Here is a 23816-nt window from a genome sequence, read left to right on the forward strand (position 1 = left end):
TTGATATATTTTTTAAATCAGTTTGATTGGAGGATTTAAAATGTCTTACAAATGTTATGTATGCGGAAAAGGTTCTTCTTCCGGAAATACGGTTAGCCACTCTAATAAAGCTACAAAGAGATTATTCAGACCTAACCTTCAGGAATTAAGAATAGTAGTTAACGGCAAAAAGACAAAGGAATATGTTTGCACATCTTGCATTCGTTCCGGTAAAATACAAAAAGCCATATAACGAAATTTATCTTTTTTATAAAAAAAATACAACTCTCGAAATTCGGGAGTTGTGTTTTTTGTTTGTGTAAAGATTTTATTTCTTTTTATGTTCTCTTAAATATTTTCTTATTCTGCTTTTTGCTTGAGCGGTTATCGCAAATGATAACCAATTTTCGGTAGGTCTTATATTCTTTCTTACGAGAGCTTCACATTTTTGACCTGTTTTTAATTTATAATTCAACGGGACTATTTTCCCGTCTACTTTTACCCCCATACACCTGTCACCTATATCACTGTGAACCGCATAAGCAAAATCCAATGCCGTTGCTCCTTCGGGTAACTTTATTGCATCGCCTTTAGGAGTGGTAACATATATTTGATCAAAATTACATTCGGTTTTTATTGCCGTTAAAAACTCATTCGAGTCTTTAACATCTTTTTGAGATTCCAAAATATGTTTAATAAATTCCAAATGATGTTCCATATTTATATCTGTTTGCTTTAAATTATTTGCACCGTTTTTATTAAAAGCTTCTTTATATCTCCAATGAGCGGCAATACCGTATTCTGCTCTTCTGTGCATTTCTTCGGTTCTTATTTGTATTTCAACTATAACATTTTGATCGGAATTTATTGTTATGTGTAAAGATTGATACATATTCGCTTTAGGAACGGCAATATAATCGGTAAAAGAATTTTCCAATACATTAAATTCCGACTGAACTATACTTAATATAGCATAACAATGTTCTTTTGTATCGGTAATAACTCTTAATCCGAACAAATCCTGTATTGCCGAAAAAGGTTTTTCCTGCCTTTGCATTTTTCTGTAAATTCCGTAAAGATTTTTAGGCCTTGCAAGTATCCTGTATTCAATATTTAGCGGTTCTATTTTTTCTTTTATTTGTTTTTCTACAATTTCTAAATTTTTCAAATTACTTTCCGATCTTGCCTGCCACTTACTTTTTATTTCATGGTATTTTACAGGTTGCAGAACCTCAAATATTAAATCTTCCAGTTCGCTTTTCCATTTATATATACCGAGCCTGTGTGCAAACGGAGTATATAATGTTAACGTTTCAAGTGATATCTCTTTTTGTTTGTCGGGCGGCAAATATTTGATTGTTCTCATATTATGAAGTCTGTCGGCAAGTTTTATTATAATAACTCTTGTATCTTTAACAACGGCAAGTAACATTTTTCGCCAATTTTCAGCTTGTTCGGTAATATTATCGTTAAACTTATATGAATTTATTTTTGTTACACCTTCTACTAAAGTTGTAATTTCTTCACCGAATTCTTCTTTTAGTTCTTCCCGGACAACCAAAGTATCTTCCAAAACATCGTGCAACAAAGCCGCACATATCGTTGCTTCATCCAACTTTAATTCGGTAAGAATTTTTGCGGTATTAAAACAATGATTAACATACGGTTCACCGCTTGCTCTTGTTTGGCAATAATGTGCATTGGAAGCAAAGTTATATGCTTTTTCTATTAAAGCAAAATCAGCATTCGGCAAATATTCTTTTACCAGTTTTTTTAGTTCTTCTATCATAATTACATTAATATCCTTACGGAAACACTATATTGAGAAACTTTTTCTTCTTCTATTTTATATGTTTCTCCGGCAATCGATATGGAAATTATCGAAACATTTATTCCCGCACCATAAGTATATTTTATATCTTCTGTTTCGGTAATCGATGGCCCTTGCGCACCTGCTCTTAACACCAAATATCTTCCTATATACTGTTCAGCACCTATTGAATAAAAATTATCATTTTCTATATTTCCGAATCTATAAAATTTCTTATTCCAATCAACAAGCAAATTAAATGTCCCTAAAATATATCCCACACCCGTTCTTATTCCGAAAGGCAATTGATCGAAATCATAATTTTCCCACCACATAATACCGAAAACATTTTCAAAATTAACACCTACATACATATTACCTTTAAGCGGCGCCATAATACCTATATCCATAGTAAAACCGTTACCGGAAGAAGTTTGTGCAAAAGGTGTTCCGCCGGTAATGGAACTTTCCGCCAATGTCCCGTACAAATAAGATAAATTTAATCCGAAAGAAACTCCTTTTTCGTTTACATTTGCCGCAGAAATGGTAACGGCTTTTATGTGTTCCGATTTTTTATAAAAATCGGAACCGTCATGGTATTCTGTATCGTTAGAAGAAAAAGTTCTCCAAGATATTGCACCTTGTTTTTGATTAATAACAACGGAAGTAAATCCCAAATCTATGGGATTATAATAAGCCATATAATTCTTATCTATATCCGTATTTCTTATCACGGAAGCCGCAGCTTCCACTTGTATTGCTTCGCTGCCGTTGAACCCCAAACTTGCCGAATTATAAAATACTCCTTCTAATGTGTTCGGCATAGCTGCACCCGTATATCCCATGGCAAGACTTCTTGCGCTAAGGCCTGTGGAATCATAAGAATTAGGCATCGTGGGAGGTTTCTTCGCAAAAGAAATATTAATTGCCATAAAAACAAAACCTACAATTAATAAAATTTTTTTATTCATAAAAAGTCACCTATTTTAAGTTATATAATTTTGCATATATTCCGTTTTTATCAAGAAGTTCTTGATGTTTGCCTGTTTCCGCAACGGTTCCTTTATCTATAACTATTATTTTATCCGCATTTTTTACCGTTGAAAGTCTGTGGGCAATCAAAATAACCGTTCTGTTTTTCATCAAAGTTTCAATTGCCTCTTGAACAAGCTTTTCCGATTCGCTGTCCAATGCGGATGTAGCTTCATCGAGAACAAGTATAGGCGGATTTTTTAACATTGCTCTTGCAATCGCAATTCTTTGTTTTTCTCCTCCGGAAAGTTTCATTCCTCTTTCACCGATTAAAGTATTGTAACCATCAGGCATTTTGGAAATAAACTTATGTGCGTTTGCTGCTTTTGCCGCAGCCTCTATTTCTTCATCCGTAGCATCAAGTTTTCCGTAAGCTATATTGTATTTTATGGTATCATTAAACAGAAAAACATCTTGAGAAACAACACCTATCTTATCTCTTAAAGATTCCAATGTTAAATTTTTTATATTTATTCCGTCAACTAAAATTTCACCGGAATTAACATCATAAAATCTCAATATTAAATTGGCTATTGTACTTTTTCCCGACCCTGAAGAACCGACAAAGGCAACGGTTTGTCCTTTTTCTATATCAATATTTATATTCTTTAAAATAGGTTTTTCTTTTTCATATTCGAAAGAAACGTTTCTGTAAACAATGTTTTTTGAAAAAGTATCGAGTTTTTTTGCATCCGGAGCATCAAATATTTCAACTTTTTCATCTAATATTTCAAACACTCTTTCGCTTCCCGATGTGGCTTTTTGAATCGTGGAATTGAGTTGTGCAAAATTTTTTATAGGCTGATACATTTGTGTAATTGCAAGAATAAAAGCGGTAAAATCTCCAAGTGTCCACACTCCGTTAATTACATCTTTACCTCCAAACCACAATACAACGGCAACTCCCGTCATAGACAATGCTTCCATTACAGGAGTCGTTCTTGCATCTACTCTCACTATTCTTTGTTGAACGTTATAATAGTCTTTATTGTTAACGGCAAATCTTTTTTCTTCGTGCTTTTCTCTGCAAAAAGATTTTATAACCGAAAAACCGCTTAAAATTTCCTGCAGCGATGTATAAATTTCCGATATTTGAACCATACTGTCTTTAGAAGCTTTTCTCAATTTTCTTGCAAATTGAACAAGAGGCAACCCCAAAACAGGCAAGACAACGACTATAACAAAAGCATATTTCCAATGCAAATAAAAAAGTCCTCCTATCATACCGACTATTATTAAACTGTCTCTTAAAACAGTTGGAGGAACCTTTACAAGTGCATCCTGCAAAGCGTTAATATCATTTGTTAATCTCGACATAATTTTTGACGAAGTATTTCTTACATAAAAGCCATGAGATAAAGAAATTAATTTATAGCATAAATCCTGTCTTAAATCTTTAATTGCATTTTGCGAAACATAATTTAAGAAATAACATCTGCCGTAATCTGCCACACCTTTTACGACATATATCAAAGGCATTATCAAACACAAACAAATTAAATTGTATTTAGCGACAGAAGGATCTTCGTTTATAAAAACGCCGTCCATTATTTGTTTAGACAAATAAACTAAAAGTCCTGCAACGGCAGAATAAATTCCCATACAAAGCATTGCAAGAACAAATCTGCCTTTATACGGCATAGCATATTTAATCAGTCGTTTGTAATCTATCATATATTATCCTCCAAAATTCTTTTTGCCACTCTGTCATAAACGCCTTCCGGTCCCAACTGCTGCCTAAATTTCAAAAGTTCTTTTTTTATGGAATCATACTTTTCTTTTCCCAAAACATTCAATATATTCTTTGCTAAATTTGCCGCCGTTGCTTTATGTTGTATACATTCCGGAATTAACTCTTTATTTAATAAAATATTTGCCAAAGTTATATACTTTACTTGAACAATCATTCTTGCCAACAAATAGTTTGCCCAAGATAATTTATACATTACAACCATAGGTATTCCCATTAAAGCATTTTCCAAACTTACCGTTCCCGAAGGGCATAAAGCGACATCTATTTTTTCTCTTTCACCAAAATCATTTCCCTTTCTGACAGTTATGTAATCCGGAACGTTTTGTTCAAAATTATCAACGGAAAACAAAACAAATTTTGCATTTATTTTTTCTTTTAATATTTTTACGGTGTCAAGTATTACCGGTAAATGCCTTTTTATGGTATTTTTTCTGCTGCCGGCAAAAAGGCCTATACAAACTTCTCTTTTTGTATCTTCATCCTTTTTTTCTGTTACATTAGGCACCAAATCAACCAAAGGATTTCCTTCAAAAAAAGCTTTTACATTTTCTTTTTCATACATAGGTTTTTCAAAAGGAAGTATAGGAAAAGCAATATCGACATATTTAGCAATATTTTTTATTCTGTATTTTCTTGAAGCCCAAACTTGAGGAGTGACAAAATAATAGACGGGAATCTTTAATTCATGAGCAAGTTTAGCAACATGAATATTAAAGCCGTAATAATCTACCAAAATTACTTTGTCCACATTTCTTTCTATAAGATATCTTTTTACGGCCTTAAATATTTTTTTTAAAATAAACACCTGTTTTATAGGGAAGAATCCAAAACCGTTTATGTTTACGATATCTTTAATAAATTCATCCGCAACTTTTTTTAATTGATTGCCGCCGATAGCATAGACTCTGTAATTGCTATCTTTTTTTATTGATTTTATTAAATTTGCCGCATGTATATCACCGGAAATATCACCGGCAGAAATAAAGATAGATTTATTCTTTCCCATATCTTAAAATTATATTGAAAAACAAAACAAATTTCAATAAAAATATTGATTTTAATAAATTATTTTTTGAACTTATATTTAATTATACGGAATGTTATTCGACAAACAATATATCTTCAAGTTCTTTTAATTCGAAAACAACTTTCTGCTCTTGCGACATTCTTGAAAACAAATTTTCTTTTAATTGTGTATATTTCCCGGTTTTATCCAACTCTATTGCTTTTATATAATCTTTTAAAGCTTCTTCATACATATTCAACTTTTCTTCCGCTTCTCCTCTTTTTGCATAAACAAAAGCATTTTCATATATTTCCAAAGACTTGGTATAATCCTTTATAGCTTCCTTATAATTACCGAACATAATTTTTATGTTTCCTTTGTCCGCCATAGCTAAATCGTTTTTCAATATTTTTTCATATAAACTTGCTCTCAATATATAATATATTCTTCTCTCTCTTATTGATAAGGCCTTAGTACAATATGTAATAGCTTTATCGTAATCACCTTTTTTTTCCATAAGTTTGGCGATCGCATGATAAGTCTCATCTTTATTTGCATCTATTTGTAAAGATTTATTAAAACTTTTCAGAGACTCATCATATTTATTCATTTCCATTTGTGTATTACCGATATACAAATATGCCGTAGCGGACTGTTTTATTTTTAATGCTTTATTAAAATCCGTAATGGCTTCTTTATAATCTTGATTTTTTAGTTTTAATTCTCCTCTTGCAATAAAAACTTCGGCATTTTGTTTTATTTCCAAAGATTTCGTAAGCTCTGCTATAGCAACATTATTTTGATATGAGCCGACAATGGCACTGAAATAACCTTTATCCGCCTGTGCCAAATCTTTTCTGTCTATTAACAAATACAAATCAGACCTTTTTAAATAAAAATTCTTTAAATTCTGTTTTGCTATAAAACCCACATTTTCTTTTTCTATATCTATTGCGATTGTATAATTCAAAATTGCTTTCCTGTATTCTTTCATTTTTTCGTAAATTTCGGCAACCAAGACATAGGTTTCCGTTTTCGGAGAAATTTTTAAAGAACGTTCCGTATCTCTTAACGCTTCCTTATACATTCCGATTTTATATTCGGCTTTAGCCGATAAATCCCACAATCTAATATCGTTAAATTGAGAAACCACACTCATTTTTTCCAATATTATGCTTTTATAATTATTTAATTCATAAAAACAATTCCATCTGTTTACCGTTGCTTCCAAATTTTGTTCCATTTTGAGTGTTTTATTGTAAAACTCTATGGCTTGCTCGTATTTTTTAGACAAGAAATATATTTCGGCAATTTCAAAATATGCCGCTGCCGTTTTTTTCATTTTCAACGAAGTATTAAAATCTTCTACCGCACTGTTATATTTATTTATTTTAGCCTTTGCTTTTCCTCTCTCAAAAAAAGCCTCCGGTGTTTTTTTCATTTCGATAGAACTTGTAAAATCGTTTATCGCACCTAAATTATCTCCCGCTTTACTTTTTAACAAACCCAAATTGTAATATATATCATAATTTTGTTTTTTTCTTAAAATTTCCGTTAATTTTTTTATTGCGGAATCATAATCTTCATTTATGGCATCGATAGCGGCACTATCTTCATCAACCGAATCAAACTTTTTCATCACTTTGTATAACTCATATCTATAAGTATAATATTCCAAATTATCGGATTCCATATCTATTGCCGTAGTGTAATCATGTAAAGCGTTATAATATTGTCTCATACTTTGGTAGGCAATTCCTCTTCTTGAATAGAATAAAGCATTAGGCAAAACTTTTATGGCATTCGTAGTATTTCTTACAGCTTCAATGTAATTACCTTTTTTAAAATTTACACAAGCTAAAAGAGCATGAACATAGGCGGAATTTTCTATTGTTAATGCAGAATTAAAATCTTTAATTGCATCATCATATTGCTCACACAATAATTCCGCCTTTCCTCTTGACACATATGCCCGAGAAGAAATTTCAATATCCAAAGCGGATGAATAATCACCGATAGCACCATTATAATTATCTAAAAAATATTTTGCATCTCCCCTTTTTAAAAACAAATCCGCATCTTCTTTTTCTTCTTTTAATAATTTCGTGTATTCTATTACGGCTTTGTAATAATCGCCGTTTCTAAACAATAGGTCGGCTTGTTCAGATATATCATTTTCAACATCCGCAAACAAAAATGTCGAAAAAAACACAAAAAAACATAATAAAAAAATTTTTTTTATCATATGCTATATTACCCAAAAATAGTTTAACACAAATTCTTTAAAACTACACTCATATTTTTTTACATCATTAAAATAGTTTTCAAATCTTTTGAAAACGTCACGACCTTTTTGCACATAACAAAAATAATCGTCTATCTCATTAATATCAACAGCAAAATTATCGTTTTTATAAGACTTTAATTTTTCTAAAATACTTTTATGCTTATTTATATAACTGTTCGGATTAACAACGGAAATTTTCGGAAGATTATTCTTTTTTATTTTTCTTAAATTGTATATTTTTGAAAGGATATATGAAAAATATCTGTCCGCTTCCGGCAAAGAATATCCTATAAAACACCAATTATCGGCTTCCTGTAAAATATTTTCAACTTTACTCCATATTTGCATTATATATTTATTTTCATAAATTCTGTTGTTGGTCGGGTGAACTATATAAGGTTCAACCGATGAAAGTCCGCAGTTATAACATTTTGTTCTTTCTACAAGTTCCAACGGTTTTCCCTGTTTAGATATTTTAGAGAAAATTTTACCGCACGATTTACAAAAAACCCAATTTATAGAGCCGTGCGGTCTCAGCAAACTTATTTTTCTTTTTCTCGGTCTGTGAAACCATTTCTCTTGCTCATAATTTCCCAAATCTATACCGAAATCAACATCAAAACTTTTGTTTTCATCCTCATTATACATCGACAACAATACTCTATCCAAACAAATATCATAATTAAAAGTAATAAAAGATATATCTATATTATTTTGTTTTTTGCAGCCGTTATATATTTTTTGTCCGAGTATTGTATACGGGCTTTTCGCTTTCCTGTTGAAAATATTATGTTCTTTTAATTTTGCATCGGTTAAAGTGGCAAACATTATGCCTTTTAACAAACTGTCGTAATATTTTTTTATCTTTTCAAGTTGTATTTTGCCTATATTTTCATTTTTGTATATTGCTGTTTCCAAAACATTAAAAATAGTTTCCAGGGATATATTATCTATTGATTTCTTACCGGTAAAAATATTTGTTAAAATTGATTTTATTTCATTGGAAACTTTTTTATATTCCCGTATATGAGAACCTTCTTTATTTTTAAAAGCAAATTCCTGTTTCAATATATTTTTTAAAATTTCATCTTGTATGGGAAGGTTATCGTCTTTACTGGCACCCGCCCCCATAATAAAGACATACTTTTCTTTGGGATTTAAAATAAATTTATTCATACATTTATTGTTCCAATATAATATTATAGTCTTCCCTTGTAACGGCATCCGTAGAAATAATATCTATATCTTTTTTAAACAATTCATGTAATCTTTTTTTTCTTTCGGTAAAATACTGTGCCACATCGGGATGAAGCTTAATTTTTATTTTTCCGAAAAATTTTTCTATTTTCATCTGTTCTATTTCCTGACATACGGAAATGAAAACAGATTCTTTCGATAATATAAGACCGAGTCCGTGACAAGTAGGGCATGTATCTCCCAAGAGAGAAAACAACGATTCTCTTTTTCTTTCCCTTGTCATTTCTATAAGACCCAAATGAGTTATAGGCCATATTTTTATTTTAGCCTTATCATGTTTAGTTGCCTCTTTCAAGGCTTCCAAAACTTTTTTTCTGTTCTTTTCTTTTTTCATATCGATAAAATCTATAACTATAATTCCGCCGATATTTCTTAATCTTAATTGTCTGGCAACTTCTTGAGCTGCCTCTATATTTGTTATCGTAACCACTTCTTCTTGCGTATTATTGTTGCCGACAAATTTACCGCTGTTAACATCTATAGCACATAAAGACTCCGCTTCTTGAATGATAAGATATCCGCCGGATTTCAATCTTGCTTTGTTTGATCTTAATCTTTTTATTTCTTCTTCTATTCCGTAAGCTTTAAAAATAGGTTGTTTGCCTTCATATAAAACAATTCTGTCTTCAAGTTCCGGAGAAACTGTTCTTACGAATTCAACAACATCGTTCAACTCTTTTTGATTATCGATTTGCATCATTTTCACATCTTCGGTAAAATGATCTCTGACGGTTTGAAAAACGACGCCTAAATCTTTATGAACACAAGTTCCGCATTTTGAATTATTAAACCTGTTTATAATTGAAGCCCACAATCTCGAAAGATACTTCATTTCTCTTTCTATTTCTTCCTCGGTTGCATCTTCGGCTTCGGTTCTGACGATTATCCCTCCGGCAAGATTTTCTTTCAGCTTCTTTACTATACTTTTCAGCCTGTTATATTCTTCTTTATCTTCTATTTGTTTTGAAACGCCTATTCTTTTACTGAAAGGCATATACACCAAAAGTCTTCCCGGCAAAGATATATCCATGGTAACTTTAGGACCTTTTGTACTGATAGGTTCCTTATAAATTTGAACCATTATATCTTGTCCTACTTTCAGCATATTCTCTATATTTTTTTCATTCTTCGGTGCAACAATATCGGCAATTCCCAAATAAGCACTTTTTCCGAAGCCTATATCGACAAAAGCAGACGACAATCCGGATACAATATTTTGAACTTTGCCTTTATATATATTGTTTAAAATTTTTTCGGTTTCTCTTCTTTCTATAAAGATATCAGATAATCTGTCGTTTTCTAAAACAGCAACTCTTGTTTCTTCAAAAGTTCTGTTTACAATTATTTCTTTGGACATTTGATTTTAGATTCTCACTTTTTAATTAAAATTCTGTTTCCTGTTAAAAAATCGTATATTTTTTTTGCCATACTGTATATAGTAAAATCCGAGTTATCTTGAACATTTATTTTGTCGTTTTCCATATACATAGCTTTGGATGAATTTTTTGCATAATCCGAAAGTAATGAATTTATCGGAATATTATCGGGATAACCGACAAAAATCAAATTTGTATTTGCCACAAAAGCTTTATTTCTTATCTTATCGATATCCGACAAAATCCAATCATTTATTGTTTGTATTTTTTCATCATAATCTACGGTATTTATGGACATTATAGCTTCCAAACTTTCACTCGGGAAAGTAATATATTGGCTTATTCCCCTGGCAAAAAACAAAACGTCAGCAGTAATTTCTCCCTTGTATAACATGTAAATTAATTCCAAACCTTTATAACACAAATTTAATTTATTTAACGGATCAACAAGAATACCGTCTTCAAAACATTGTAAAGCTTTAGCTTCGCATCCCTCGGAATTTTCCGTTAAATATGTTGAACCTAAAGCATAATACAACATACTTTGTGACGGTTTTTTCTCTATAATAGTCGACAAAAAGATTTTTGCTTCGTCAAATCTTCCGTCTCTTATAAGTTGCCATGCTTGTTCATAAGTTTTTATTGTTGCCATAAAATTATTATCTTCCGTAAAATCACTGTTAAGAACATAAAAATTAGGAACAACTTTAGGCTTAAAAGTTTTGTCGGAACCTCCGCCCATTAAGGAATTATATACACCGCCGATAACTTTTGTTAAAGTATTTTTGCCGGTACTTCCATACAATTTTAACATCTCGTTATTTATTTCATAAAGATTTTTGTTCTCTCTTATAACCACGGTCTTATCTCTGTCTCTGTTTTTCATATACGCGGCAAAGCCATATAAATTGTGGTAGTTTGAGTCTCCGACATTAAGTATCAATGTATCTTGATGTTTCTTGTTAAACAAAACATCACATATTTCCAAACATTGGGTTGTGTTCATATCGAATTTTGTAATTTTGCTGACATTTACGGTGCCTTTACCGAAATCGTCATCTATCAAACTCTGCAACATATCTATATATTTTGTGTTGAAATAATCCGAAACATGCACGCTGTCACTCATATACAAAATTGATTTATCTGCAAAAATTGCTGACGATAAAAAACAAATAAGCATAAAAACAGCCGTCATTTTAAATTTCATAAACAATTCCTTTACTTTCAACAAATAACTTGTCCCTTTTAGTATACAATATTTTTATATCTTTTTCTTGTATTTTCAATAAGTTTTGCAAAATTTTTTCAAGTTTCATATTTTTTGCAGGCCCGAATCTTAAAAAGATTTTTAATGTATTATCATCAACAATTTGTATTTCTCGTATAAGATCTTTTACATCCACTATGGTTTCTTTATCTTTTTTTATTTTTTTTATTAAAATTTCTTTTTGATTTAAATATTCATTCAAATAATTTTGTTCCAACTTAACACCTTTAACCGTATACTCAGCCAAATTCACAACAGATTCTATTGACGGAAATCTTAAAGGAATATATTTTGCATCTAAAAGTTGATATCCTTCCGGCAATATTTTTGATATTTCCTGTTTTATTTGTACCAAATCAACTTTTTCCGTTAAAGATAAATCGACATATTCACTGTCGCTTTCATAACCTACCGCTATTGCCGGTCCGAAAGCGGCTTTTACCTGCGGACTGAAACCGTTTGTGTATGCCAACGGTAATTTTGTTCTTTTTAATGCCCTTCTAAAGAAATCTATTTGTTCCAATTGCGATACATATTTTACGAAACCTGTTCTTGAAAATTTTAATAATACTCTAAACTTTGTTTCAAAAATTTCTTTTTTTACGGAAGAAATATTTTCGGGAAGTTTTGTTACTTGTTTTTCTTTACCTGAAACAACATTTGCCGTTTCTTTAATTCCGTTTGTATAATCGTTATAAAGGAATTGTTTGTCCACACCTAAATTAATATGTTGCCACGGTAACACTTCATCAAAATCTCTTCTTCTGTAAACATAAAAATTTAAATCAAAACCTGCCTCTTTTATGCTTTCAGTCCATACTTCAAAATTAAATTTATCTTTCCATTGATCAAATCTCATACCTTTTTGCCAAGCAATATATATCGCTTTTGAAACTCGTCTGTCGGCTCTTGCCAGAAAAGCTTCTATTATGCTTGATTGATGATTATGAGCTCTGATATCGGCAGGAACAGATTTTTTAATATTTGTTATAACATCTCTGAAATATTCGCTTGAAAACATCGGTTCCCACTGAAATGCGGTTTGGGCTTTCGGAACAAAAGGAGATACGGTTATACTGAAATTTAATCTGTTAGCCGTTTTTCTAACTTTATCGATAAGTGTTTTTATTGCAGAAATATCTTCCGGAGTTTCCGTTGGAAGACCTATCATAAAATATAATTTTATTGCCCGCCACCCCATTTGATAGGCAAAATTTAAAGTATCAACTATTTCGTTTTCGGACAAATATTTCCCTATAACATTTCTTAATCTGTCGGAACCTGCTTCAGGCGCAAAAGTTATTGATGGTTTTTTATCCCTGTTTAAATATTCGGCAACCTTTAATGAAAATTTATTGCATCTCATAGAAGGTAAAGTAACATTAAGATTTTGTTTATAATATTTTTCGTTTGTCTGCAACAAAAGTTCTTCCAAATCTTTATAGTCGGTACAAGATAACGATGAAAAAGAAACTTCTTCATATCCGGTATTTTTTAAACTTTCATCCAACAAATTTAAAATAGTTTCTACTTTTCTTGCCCGCCAAGGTCTGTAATATTTTGATGCCTGGCAAAATCTGCATCTGCCTACACATCCTCTTGCCACTTCAATATTCAATCTGTTGTGAACGGTTTCGACAAAAGGAACAATTTTGTTATTATGAAAAAAAACTTTATCCAAATCCACTGTTGTTTTCTTTATCGTTTCGGGAACACCTTCAATGTTCGGTTTTACGGATTTTACGGTATTGTCTTCATTATAACTGACATCGTAAAATGCCGGTATATAAATACCTTCTATTTTAGAAAGTTCAAAAAGAGTTTCTTTTCTGCTTAACTTGTTTTTTTTGCAAGTTCTGTATGTTTCTAAGATTTTAACCATGGAAACTTCACCGTCACCTATGGTAAACAAATCAAAAAAATCCGCAAACGGTTCGGGGTTTGCCATTACAGGTCCGCCGCCGATAATCAAAGGTTCATCTTCTTTTCTGTCCTTTGCAAAAACAGAAATATCCGACAACGACAACATATTAACAATATTTGTTCCGACAAGTTCGCACTGTAAACTAAAACCTACTATATCAAACTCTTTTAACGGACTTTTAGATTCCAAAGAAAAAAGACTGATTTTTTCTTGCCTTAATATTTGTTCCAAATCCGTATCGGGAGCATATGCTCTTTCGCATCTTGCAACTTTTTTTTCGTTGACCAAGTGATACAAAATTTCAAGTCCTAAATTGGATGCACCTATTTCATAAATATCCGGAAAACACAAACATATGGAGACATCATTTTCCATGTCCGGTTTATATGAATTTATTTCGTGATTTATATATCTTGACGGTCTTTGAACAAGCGGTAATATTTTATCCAAATCAAGCATTTTTCGTTTCCCTGTTTTTTATTCTTTCTTTAAGTTCCGTTATTTTATTCTTGTATTCTTTATTTCTTTTATCGTATCCTGACAGTTGTTCATAAACTTTCAGTTCTTCATCATATTTTTCCGTTACATCATATATTTTTATCAACTGTTTGCAATAGTTCATATCATAACGATTGATTTCATATGCCATTAATGCATAATATTCTGCCTTTTTGTAGTCTTGCTTTTTATAATATATTATACTTAACGGATAATACACGAAATCTTTTCCTTTTTTCATATCGTTTTCTAATTGCAACAAAGCAGTTTCAGCCTGTTCCATATCTCCTGTCATAATTAAAAATCTCGCATAATCAATAAGCGTTCCGTAATTTGATTTTAACTCAATTGTCTTTTTCATAAAGTGTTCCGCTTCTTTCAACATTCCTCTATCCAAATAAATTCGTGCTAAATTTTTACATGTAAGAACATTTTCCGGACTATCTACATATGCATTTACCCAAAAAGTTTCGGAATCTTTATATTTGTCCTCTTGTTTGTAAGAAAAAAGAAACAAGCTTACAAAAAGTATAATTGAACAGATTATAAAAAAGATTTTTATCTTTTCAAAATTTGAAATCAAATATTCAAAAGCAGAAACGATAATCATTATTATTCCCAAAGAACAAACAATAAATCTATGATTTAAATAAACTACATCTTCCTGTAAAAAAGTAGGCGATAGAGCTAAAAAGACAAGCAAAATTGAAAAAACAAATATTTTTTTTGACAACATTTTTTTATACAAGGCAAACAATATTACCGAAATAAACAACAAATTATATACAACTGTTTTCAAACTTAAACTGACATTAAATAACATTGTCGGGATATATTCGGGAACAAAAAAATTATAGACATAAATAAAAATATATTTAATAAAATTTAATGTTATAACACTGATTTTTAAAGCATAATGTTCATATCCGAATGTATAAACGGCATAACTCCTTAAAAAAAAGAAAGCGAGCACGAAAGGGACCAAACTAAAAAAAAGAAAAAGCAGTTTCTTTTTTTGAATTTCGTGTTCGAATAAAAACAAATAAACAAAATATAAAAGAATTAACACTATAAAAGTTTCTTTAGTAAAAAGAGAAAGGACAAAGAAAAGTCCGAATAAAAAAGCATATTTTATTTTTTGAGTATTTAAATACTTTATAAAAAATATAAAAGATGAAAAATAAAAAACAGTCAACAGACTATCATTTCTTCCCGGTATCCAAGCTACTACAGAAACAAACATCGGATGTACGGCAACTATAAGTAATACAAATTTTGTTATTACCGAATTAAGCTTTAGTTCAATGCAAAACAAATAAAAAAGATATAAAGATAAAATGAATAAAATAATGTTTGTTATGTGATATAATCTTAAATTATTTCTTACAAAAAAAGCTTCTATTGCGAAAGATACCGATAACATCGGTCTGTAATACGTTGTAAAATTGTCGTAATACGGTGACATTATAAACAATTTCGGAATATTCTTATAATTTGAAATAAAATTAATATTTTTTGTTATTAGAGAAGTATCATCAAAACCGGTTTCTTCAAAACTTATCGATTTTCCGTACAAAGAAAAAACAACTATTGTTAATAGTATTAAGAAAAAAATATTTGTATTTAAAAAATTTTTTATTTTTTTTAGCATGGTTAATTATAACTTTATATTTTTAAACAAACTTTTCATATCTTCCGGCAAAGGAGCAATTAATTCCATTTCCTTACTTGTCACGGGATGAGTAAATCTGACTCTGTAAGAATGTAACATTTGTCTTGTAAATTTAATATCTTTTAAATGGTCACTGCCGCCGTAATCAACATCTCCCAAAACGGGATGCCCTATATATTTCATATGGCTTCTTATTTGGTGCGTTCTTCCCGTAATAATATGAACTTCGAGCAAAGAAACATCTCTGCTTCTTGACAACACTTTAAATTCGGTTATTGCCATTTTCTTTGCAAGCGGTCCGACTTCTATAATTTTTCTGTTCTGCATGGAACGGCCCAACGGAGCTTCTATTCTGCCCTGTTCTTCAACAACTGTTCCGGTTACCGCCGTAACATATGTTTTATGTATTGTCCTTTTTTGAAATTGTTTAGACAGAGAAACTTTTGATTTTTCGTTTTTTGCAAAAATTATTGCACCTGTTGTATCTTTATCCAATCTGTGAACCATAAACGGGCTGCATTTTCCTTTGAAATGATATAACAAAGCATTAAGCAACGTTCCCGTTTCGTGACCGAAAGAAGGATGAACAACCAAATCGGCTTGTTTGTTTATAACTATTATATCGTTATCTTCATAAATAATATTTAAAGGAATATTTTCCGGCTTTAAAGAAATTTCAACATTATCTTCAATAGTGTATTCTATATTATCATTCTGTTTTGCTTTATAACTGGGATGAACTTTTTTACCGTTTACCAACAATTTCCCGTCTTTTATCATATTTTGAAAATATGTTCTTGAATATTCTTTATGCAAATTGTTCATAAAGCAATCCAATCTTTCATTCGTATCTTTTTCGCAAACAAACTTATTTTTCATTTTTAGCCCCGTTTTTTGTAAACAATAAAATTACCGCTGCCACAACAAATATAACTATTGAAATATTTTGTGCCGGAGATAATCCGAGAAAAAATGTTCCCCTGTCATCTCCTCTGAAAAACTCAACAAAAAATCTTAAAAGTGAATACAATATCATATACAAAACAAAAACATATCCGTCCTTATGAGATTTTTTTAGACGATTATGTAGTATATAAAATATTATAAAATTACCGAATGCTTCATACAATTGTGTAGGATGCTTTTGTGCTATTGCAAAAAAACAATCACTGTTTTTTCCGTAACAACATCCGGAAAAGAAACAACCTATTCTTCCGAAAGCATGTCCCAATGCTAAAGCCGGTGCAAAAACATCCATAAGTTTTACAATATTTATTTTTTTGTATCTGCAATAAAAAAATGCAAAAATCAATACTGCAACAAAACCGCCGTAATATACAAGTCCTCCTTTCCAAACTTGTAAAATTTCCAAAGGATTAGATTTATAGTAAGGTAAATCGAGCGTTACATAAAACAATCTTGCGCCGATAATTCCGACCAAAATAACATAAAACAAAAAATCATATACTTGTTGTTTTGCTATTATATTTTTTGAATATTTAACAATATATTGCATACCCACAAAAAACCCCAGTGCTACAAGAACACCGTAAGTATATATTGTAATTTTACCGATAGAAAAAAGTTCCGGATACATGATTATTTTCTAAATAAATTTTTTATTTTCTTTTCTATTACTTTTAAATTTTCTTTACCAAAAACGGAATACACAAAATTTTTCAAAATATGTTTAGGCTGTTTTATAACTATATTCATAAAACAACAAATTTTTTCTTTTGTTGTTTGAACCAGGATATAGTCTTTATATTTATTTTTATTGTTACAGATATATTCAGGAAAAGATTTGTCTATTGATACGGGAAACAAAAACATATCGGAATTAAATTGTGCATTACCGTTTCGTATTTCCTTTTCTATTTTTTCTCTGTTTATATTTGATACTTCTCTAAAATGAGAAAAAGATTTTATTTTTTTTATAATCATATCTACTCCGCCGGTATATGTAAAATGCCATCCCGCATTTTTTATTAATAAGCCGTCGTTAATATGCCTAACTTTTTGCGGTGTAGTGCCTATATTTAATTCTTTTATAACAGTTTTACTGTAATTATCAACATTATCAAATCCGTTTTTTAAATCTTTATAAAAAAGCATTCTTGTACCTGATACCCATTTTGACGATGCCTTCAAATTAAAGTAATAATAATACATTTCTTGTTCAAGAATTTTTAATCCCGGTTTATCTTTGTTATCTAAAATCGAACTCGGTCTTGGTATTTCATCACAGTCCGATATCAATATAACATCATCATCATTACAATTAATTAATCCTTTTAATATCTCATTTCTTTGATAATTTTCAATTACCCAATCGCCGTCCATATTTGGATATTTATCGACAACAACATATATTATTCTATTTAAAAACTTATTGAATTTATTCTTGTTTTCATTAAAATACAACGGTTTATCAAGTCCGGAAAAGGTTTTTGTAGCCTCAACCAAGACAAACTTATCTACCACGGAATCTAATTCGTTTAACCTTATTTCCAACAAATCAAATTCATTAAAAAAAGTAAAACAGTCGTATATCATTTTATTTTTCTCATTTTCCTTATATCAGAATTTTGAAATATTTTTAATATCTTTTTCCGGTTTCAATAAGTTATCTTCCATTTTAACTGCATGAGCATAGGGATTGCATTTTTGTTTTTTGTTCAACAAATAAAGTTTTATATATTTTGCAAAAGTGTAATATGAACCCAAAACTGCCCAAACAAAACCTTCAAATCCGTCTAAAAAACCCAGCTTTAAAATGTATCTTTTTATAAATTCAATCGGCGGTCTGAAAACGATATCAATGATATTTGCTTTTTTGTTTTTTCCGGCCATTTTTAATGCAGCCAAAGTTGTATATTGTTCGAATTTATTAAAATATCCGTCTAAATCTTGACATGTATAATGATAAAAGACATTGTTTAATTTTCCGACTTTTCCGTCAACGGACAACTCTTCATGAATAATTCCACCGACATATTTAGATAAAGATTTCTTTGCAAGTCTGAGTATGTCTTCTTTTGCAACACCTGAATATTTCATTTTTCTGCCAAGAAAAAAATTTTCTCTGGTTAACATAAAGCCGTCACATTGTGCTGTTTCTACGGCATTTTTTATTTCTTCTTTTAGTTGTTCTGACAACACTTCGTCGGCATCAAGATGTAACACCCATTCGTTTAAAGCAAGTGACAATGCATAATTTTTTTGAGCGGAAAAATTATCGAAAGGTCTTTTAAAAATTTTGGCTCCGTAAGATTGCGCTATTTTATTTGTGTTGTCCGTTGAACCGCTGTCAACAACAATAATTTCACTTACCAACCCTTTAACACTTTCCAACGATTTGGCAATATTTTTTTCTTCATTTTTAGCAATCATTACCAACGATATTTTCATTTATTCTTTATCATCATCCTTATAATAAAATTTTCAAACTTGTTTCTGTTTTTATCGAAATATTTCAGTAAAGATTCGTTATACATTTTTTTCTTATTAAATGTCATTTTATCATCACTACCTAAACCGCCATAATGATAAACTTCACTTTCCGGAAGATAACAAATTTTTTTACCGATCAATTTTAATTGTCTGAACAAGTCTGTTTCTTCCAAATAAAAGAAATATCTTTCATCAAAACCGCCTACTTGTTTCATATACGCTTTATTTATTATAAAACAAGCTCCTCTTAGTGAATTAACCGTATAACATTTACCTGCTTTATAAAAATTTTCTTTTATCGATACACACAACTTTACTACAGGTTTAAAAATTTCGGTATATAAAGTTGCTTCCGGATAAACCGATTTTTGAACAGTATTATTTTTTCTTAAAAGTCTTGGTCCGATAACTGCAATACTTTTATCCGAAATTATTTTATTATACAATTTTGATATTGAATTCTTTTTAATTTCGGTATCGGTATTTATATATAAAATAAAATCACTTTCACAAGAACCAAAACCTTGGTTTGCAGCTTTTGCAAAACCTAAATTTTCTTTGTTTTTTATAACTTGTGTTTGAGGATATAAATTTAAAACTTCTTCTATTGAACCGTCGGTACTGTCATTATCAACTATAATCCATTGAGAATATTTTGAAGATGTAATTTCATCGTTATTATCCAATGCTTTAAGGCAATCAAACAACACGGATTTAGAATTTCTCGTAACCAAAACAATTGATAATTTTTTCCCTTTATTCACCAATTATATCCTTACTATTTTTGGAGATTTCATTAAATTTGTTGCATTTCTTGTATCAAAAACAAGTTTAGATTTTTTAACGACATTCGCATAATCTATGCAAGAGTGATCCGTTAATATTACAACCGCATCATACTTTGCAATAGCGGAAATATTTTTTTCTGATTTTAATATTTTATTTGCGACTTTCACTGTTGAAACATACGGATCATAATAAGAAAGTTTTGCTTGTTTATTTATTAACAATGTCATAACATCAAGTGCAGGAGATTCTCTTAAATCAGCAACATCTTTTTTGTAAGCTACACCTAACACAAGTATTTTAGAACCTTTTATAGATTTTGTTTTTTCGTTTAATGCGTCCGCCAATTTTGTTACAACATATTCCGGCATTTTGGAATTTATTTCACCTGCAAGTTCTATGAATCTGGAATAAAAATTCAATGTTTTAAGTTTCCATGACAAATAGTGAGGATCCAACGGAATACAATGTCCGCCTATTCCGGGACCGGGAGTAAATTTCATAAAGCCGAACGGTTTTGTTGCCGAAGCATTTATTACTTCCCAAACATTTAAGCCTAATCTGTCACACATTAAAGCAACTTCGTTTACAAGACCGATATTTACCGCTCTAAATGTATTTTCCAAAAGTTTTACCATCTCTGCCGCTTGTGTAGATGATACTTTATGAACTTTCGTAAAACTTCCGTAAACGGCACAAGCCAAATCCGCCGATTTGGGACATATACCGCCGACAACTTTTGTAGTATTTGCAATAGTAAATTTTTTGTTTGCAGGATCTATTCTTTCGGGACTGAAAGCCAAGAAGAAATCTTTCCCGCCTTTTAAGCCGGTTTCTTCAAGCATAGGAAGAACAAGTTCCTGTGTAGTTCCTGGATAAGTTGTGGATTCAAGAATTATCAGTTGTCCTTTTTTTAAATTTTCTTTTATTTCGTTTGTTGCCGAAACAATATATGAAACATCGGGATCTTTAGATTTTCTTAACGGTGTCGGAACGCAAATAATAACAACATCCAACTTTGAAATTGCTTTAAAATTTGTTGTAGCGGAAAGTTTTTTTGCTTCTACAAGTGCTTTAATATCTTCTGTGGAAATATCTCCTATATAAGATTTTTTATTATTTATACTTTCAGTTTTTTTGCTGTCAACTTCAAGACCTGTAACAACAAACCCCTTTTTGGCAAGTTCTACCGCTAAAGGAAGTCCGACATAACCTAAACCTATAACTCCAATACGTGCTTCTTTTTTTTCAATTTTCTTTGATAATTCTTTGTACATTTTATATCCTCTACAAGATAAATTTTAATGTATAATTTACCGTTCTGCCGTTTCCAGACCTCTATACTTCCATTCCTCTATACCTCAAAATATAAAACTGTTTTACAATTTTATATTTTTAAACCAAGAGCGGTTTTCCAAATACCAATCTACCGTATTTTTTATTCCCTGTTCCAACGAAACAGTCGGTTTCCAATTTAATATTTTACCTGCTTTTGAAATATCCGCCCATGTTGAAACTATATCTGCTTTATGGAAAGGTTTTCTGTTAACCTTAGCTTTTTTGCCTAAATATTGTTCTATCAACCCTATAACATAGTTCAACGAAATAGGATTATTTCCGCCGCCCAAATTTATAACTTCAAAACCTACTTTTTTTAATGCTTTTATTGTTCCTTTTGCGATATCATCCACATAAGTAAAATCTCTGCTTTGAGAACCGTCCCCGAAAAGTTCTATAGGTGTTCCCTCATCTATCCATTTTATAAACCTTATTATACTCATATCAGGTCTTCCCGCAGGTCCGTAAACAGTGAAATATCTTACTATGCTTATATCTATACCATACAAATAATGATACGAATAACACATAGCTTCCGCACCTTTTTTGGAAGCGGCATATGGCGAAATAGGGGTATTAACAGCAAGGTCTTCCGTAAAAGGCATTTTTTGGCCTGCATAAAGAGAAGATGTCGAAGCTAAAACAAACTTTTTTATTTTATGTTCTCTGCACAAATCCAAAAGATTAAGCGTTCCCATAGTGTTGGTTGAAACATAGACAAACGGGTTTTCCATACTGTATCTTACACCGGCTCTTGCAGCCAAATTGATAACGGCGGAAATTTTATTTTTCGAAAATATTTTTTCTAAAGATTTTTTATTCTCGATATCGAGTTTAAAAAATTTAAAATTCTTATATTTTTTTAGTTGCTTTAATCTGTAATTTTTTATCTTAACATCATAATAATCGTTTATGTTATCAATACCTATAACTTCTTTTTTCGACTTCAATAAAAACTCTGCGGTTTTATTTGCAATAAAACCGGCAACTCCGGTAACAATTATGCTCATGATTTACCTCAAAAAAAATATTTTAAATATTATACAAAAAATATATATAAAAAAACGAATTTTTTTGATAAAAATATATCATTGATTTTTTTTAATTAATAGTATACAATTTTGACGATAAATAAAATTTTCATCGGTTGCAAAAAATGAATATCGGAATAGATATAGAAGAAATAAAAAGATTTCAAAAATTATTAAAAGATAAAAATTTCATTGAACGGGTATTTTCCAAAGATGAAATAGAATATTGCTCGTCTAAAAAGAAAAATGCCGTTCAACATTTTGCAGTAAGATTTGCAGGCAAAGAAGCTGTTTGGAAAGCAATAAACAAATCAAAAAAATTGGTAATAACGGACATATCGTTTAAAAATTCGGTTTCAGGAAAACCTGAAGTTTATATTAAAGGTAAAAAAGCGTCTTACATTGATATATCTTTTTCGCATAACAAAACAACGGTTGTAGCTGTTGCCGTATCTTCTAAATAAAATGCAAATAAAAAATATATTTAAAAGAAATCAAAACGGTTTTAAAAATAATTTCGGACATGTACTTGTTATTGCCGGTTCTTACAATATGCCCGGAGCCGGAGTTTTGTGTGCTAATTCTGCAATAACTTCAGGTGCAGGTCTTGTAACAATTGCGTTTCCGAAATCGGCTTATCCTGTTATAGCAAAAAATATTAAACCGGAAATAATGCTTTTGCCTCTCGAAGAAAAAAACGGAACTTTTTCAAAGTCTGCACAAAATAAAATATTAAAATTTATAGAAAAAAGAAAAATTACTTCGGTAGCTATCGGTTGCGGAACGGGTAAAAGCAGTTCCGTAAAAAATTTAATATTATCGATAATAAAAAAGTTTGATATTTATGTAACAATCGATGCCGACGGTCTGAATTCGTTGGAAGGCAAACAAAAAAATTCAATAATAAAAGAATTTAAAAATTCAAAATCTAAAATAATAGTTACTCCCCACCCTAAAGAATTTGAAAGGATATCGGGAGTAAAATATAAAGAAGATAAGAATTACAGAAAAGAAATAACTAAAACTTTTGCTGAAAATAATGATATAATTTGTTTATTGAAAGGACATAAAACAGTTGTCAGTGACGGTAAAAAAGTATATGTGAACACTACCGGAAATGCCGGTATGGCTACGGCCGGAAGCGGTGATGTTTTAACCGGTATAATTTCCGCTTTTGCATGTATTGAAAACAAAGATTTATTGTTAAAAGTTTCAACTGCGGTTTATGTTCACGGTCTTGCCGGAGATTTTGCAGCTAAGGAAAAATCTCAAGTTTCAATGACGGCAAGTGATATAATCGGAAATATATTTAAAGCAATAAAAAAAATTACAAAGTAATTTTTC

19 protein-coding genes and 1 pseudogene are annotated in these 23816 nt (G+C 30.5%); 3 read left to right on the plus strand and 17 right to left on the minus strand.

Annotated features, from left to right (window positions below; translation table 11 throughout):
* The first annotated feature begins 40 nt into the window (after positions 1 to 40).
* Positions 41 to 232 (plus strand): 50S ribosomal protein L28, encoded by a 192-nt coding sequence (gene rpmB / locus B2Y85_RS07255; protein ID WP_372519818.1) that lies wholly within the window; start codon positions 41 to 43, stop codon positions 230 to 232.
* A 75-nt stretch (positions 233 to 307) separates the two neighbouring features.
* Here the strand turns inward: rpmB and B2Y85_RS07260 are convergent, their stop codons facing one another.
* The 17 genes and pseudogenes from B2Y85_RS07260 to B2Y85_RS07340 form a co-directional block, all read right to left on the minus strand.
* Entirely contained in the window at positions 308 to 1768 is a 1461-nt protein-coding gene (locus B2Y85_RS07260; protein WP_372519819.1) for a RelA/SpoT family protein, read from the minus strand.
* A gap of 2 nt (positions 1769 to 1770) precedes the next feature.
* On the minus strand, positions 1771 to 2760 hold the full coding sequence (locus B2Y85_RS07265) for a hypothetical protein (protein WP_372519820.1): 990 nt from the start codon (positions 2758 to 2760) through the stop codon (positions 1771 to 1773).
* A 10-nt stretch (positions 2761 to 2770) separates the two neighbouring features.
* Positions 2771 to 4495, minus strand: coding sequence for an ABC transporter ATP-binding protein (locus B2Y85_RS07270; protein WP_372519821.1), 1725 nt, complete (start codon positions 4493 to 4495; stop codon positions 2771 to 2773).
* Complete coding sequence (gene lpxB / locus B2Y85_RS07275; protein ID WP_372519822.1) at positions 4492 to 5580, minus strand: lipid-A-disaccharide synthase; 1089 nt, start codon at positions 5578 to 5580, stop codon at positions 4492 to 4494. The genes B2Y85_RS07270 and lpxB overlap by 4 nt, the downstream gene beginning before the upstream one ends.
* A 94-nt stretch (positions 5581 to 5674) precedes the next feature.
* Entirely contained in the window at positions 5675 to 7825 is a 2151-nt protein-coding gene (locus B2Y85_RS07280) for a tetratricopeptide repeat protein (RefSeq protein WP_372519823.1), read from the minus strand.
* Positions 7826 to 7828: 3 nt separating this feature from the next.
* Positions 7829 to 9043, minus strand: a complete 1215-nt coding sequence (locus B2Y85_RS07285; RefSeq protein WP_372519824.1) for a hypothetical protein — start codon at positions 9041 to 9043, stop codon at positions 7829 to 7831.
* 4 nt (positions 9044 to 9047) lie between these two features.
* Positions 9048 to 10481, minus strand: coding sequence for an Rne/Rng family ribonuclease (locus tag B2Y85_RS07290; RefSeq protein WP_372519825.1), 1434 nt, complete (start codon positions 10479 to 10481; stop codon positions 9048 to 9050).
* 14 nt (positions 10482 to 10495) lie between these two features.
* Positions 10496 to 11710 (minus strand): tetratricopeptide repeat protein, encoded by a 1215-nt coding sequence (locus B2Y85_RS07295; protein ID WP_372519826.1) that lies wholly within the window; start codon positions 11708 to 11710, stop codon positions 10496 to 10498.
* Positions 11700 to 14153 (minus strand): TIGR03960 family B12-binding radical SAM protein, encoded by a 2454-nt coding sequence (locus B2Y85_RS07300; RefSeq protein ID WP_372519827.1) that lies wholly within the window; start codon positions 14151 to 14153, stop codon positions 11700 to 11702. Before B2Y85_RS07300 ends, B2Y85_RS07295 begins: the two co-directional genes overlap by 11 nt.
* On the minus strand, positions 14146 to 15843 hold the full coding sequence (locus B2Y85_RS07305; RefSeq protein ID WP_372519828.1) for a glycosyltransferase family 39 protein: 1698 nt from the start codon (positions 15841 to 15843) through the stop codon (positions 14146 to 14148). The genes B2Y85_RS07300 and B2Y85_RS07305 overlap by 8 nt, the downstream gene beginning before the upstream one ends.
* 6 nt (positions 15844 to 15849) lie before the next feature.
* Complete coding sequence (locus B2Y85_RS07310; RefSeq protein ID WP_372519829.1) at positions 15850 to 16743, minus strand: RluA family pseudouridine synthase; 894 nt, start codon at positions 16741 to 16743, stop codon at positions 15850 to 15852.
* A complete protein-coding gene (lgt, locus tag B2Y85_RS07315; RefSeq protein WP_372519830.1) occupies positions 16733 to 17461 on the minus strand; it encodes a prolipoprotein diacylglyceryl transferase in 729 nt (242 codons plus the stop codon). The genes B2Y85_RS07310 and lgt overlap by 11 nt, the downstream gene beginning before the upstream one ends.
* Positions 17462 to 17463: 2 nt before the next feature.
* Positions 17464 to 18429: pseudogene (locus tag B2Y85_RS07320) on the minus strand (hypothetical protein); the annotation flags it as partial.
* A 15-nt stretch (positions 18430 to 18444) separates the two neighbouring features.
* On the minus strand, positions 18445 to 19275 hold the full coding sequence (locus tag B2Y85_RS07325) for a glycosyltransferase family 2 protein (protein ID WP_372519831.1): 831 nt from the start codon (positions 19273 to 19275) through the stop codon (positions 18445 to 18447).
* Positions 19272 to 20081 carry a glycosyltransferase family 2 protein gene (locus tag B2Y85_RS07330; RefSeq protein WP_372519832.1) on the minus strand — a complete coding sequence of 270 codons (810 nt, stop codon included), beginning with the start codon at positions 20079 to 20081 and terminating at the stop codon, positions 19272 to 19274. Before B2Y85_RS07330 ends, B2Y85_RS07325 begins: the two co-directional genes overlap by 4 nt.
* A 3-nt stretch (positions 20082 to 20084) precedes the next feature.
* Positions 20085 to 21380: a nucleotide sugar dehydrogenase gene (locus tag B2Y85_RS07335; RefSeq protein ID WP_372519833.1), complete on the minus strand. Its 1296-nt coding sequence runs from the start codon at positions 21378 to 21380 to the stop codon at positions 20085 to 20087.
* Positions 21381 to 21482: 102 nt separating this feature from the next.
* Positions 21483 to 22454, minus strand: a complete 972-nt coding sequence (locus B2Y85_RS07340; RefSeq protein ID WP_372519881.1) for a GDP-mannose 4,6-dehydratase — start codon at positions 22452 to 22454, stop codon at positions 21483 to 21485.
* A gap of 143 nt (positions 22455 to 22597) precedes the next feature.
* Here B2Y85_RS07340 and B2Y85_RS07345 point away from each other — a divergent pair, with 143 nt between their 5' ends.
* Positions 22598 to 22936: a holo-ACP synthase gene (locus tag B2Y85_RS07345; protein WP_372519834.1), complete on the plus strand. Its 339-nt coding sequence runs from the start codon at positions 22598 to 22600 to the stop codon at positions 22934 to 22936.
* 1 nt (position 22937) lies between these two features.
* Positions 22938 to 23810 (plus strand): NAD(P)H-hydrate dehydratase, encoded by an 873-nt coding sequence (locus B2Y85_RS07350; RefSeq protein ID WP_372519835.1) that lies wholly within the window; start codon positions 22938 to 22940, stop codon positions 23808 to 23810.
* Positions 23811 to 23816 lie beyond the last annotated feature (6 nt).

The sequence above is a fragment of the Candidatus Ruminimicrobiellum ovillum genome (assembly GCF_002392975.1).
Lineage (GTDB): Bacteria > Elusimicrobiota > Endomicrobiia > Endomicrobiales > Endomicrobiaceae > Ruminimicrobiellum > Ruminimicrobiellum ovillum.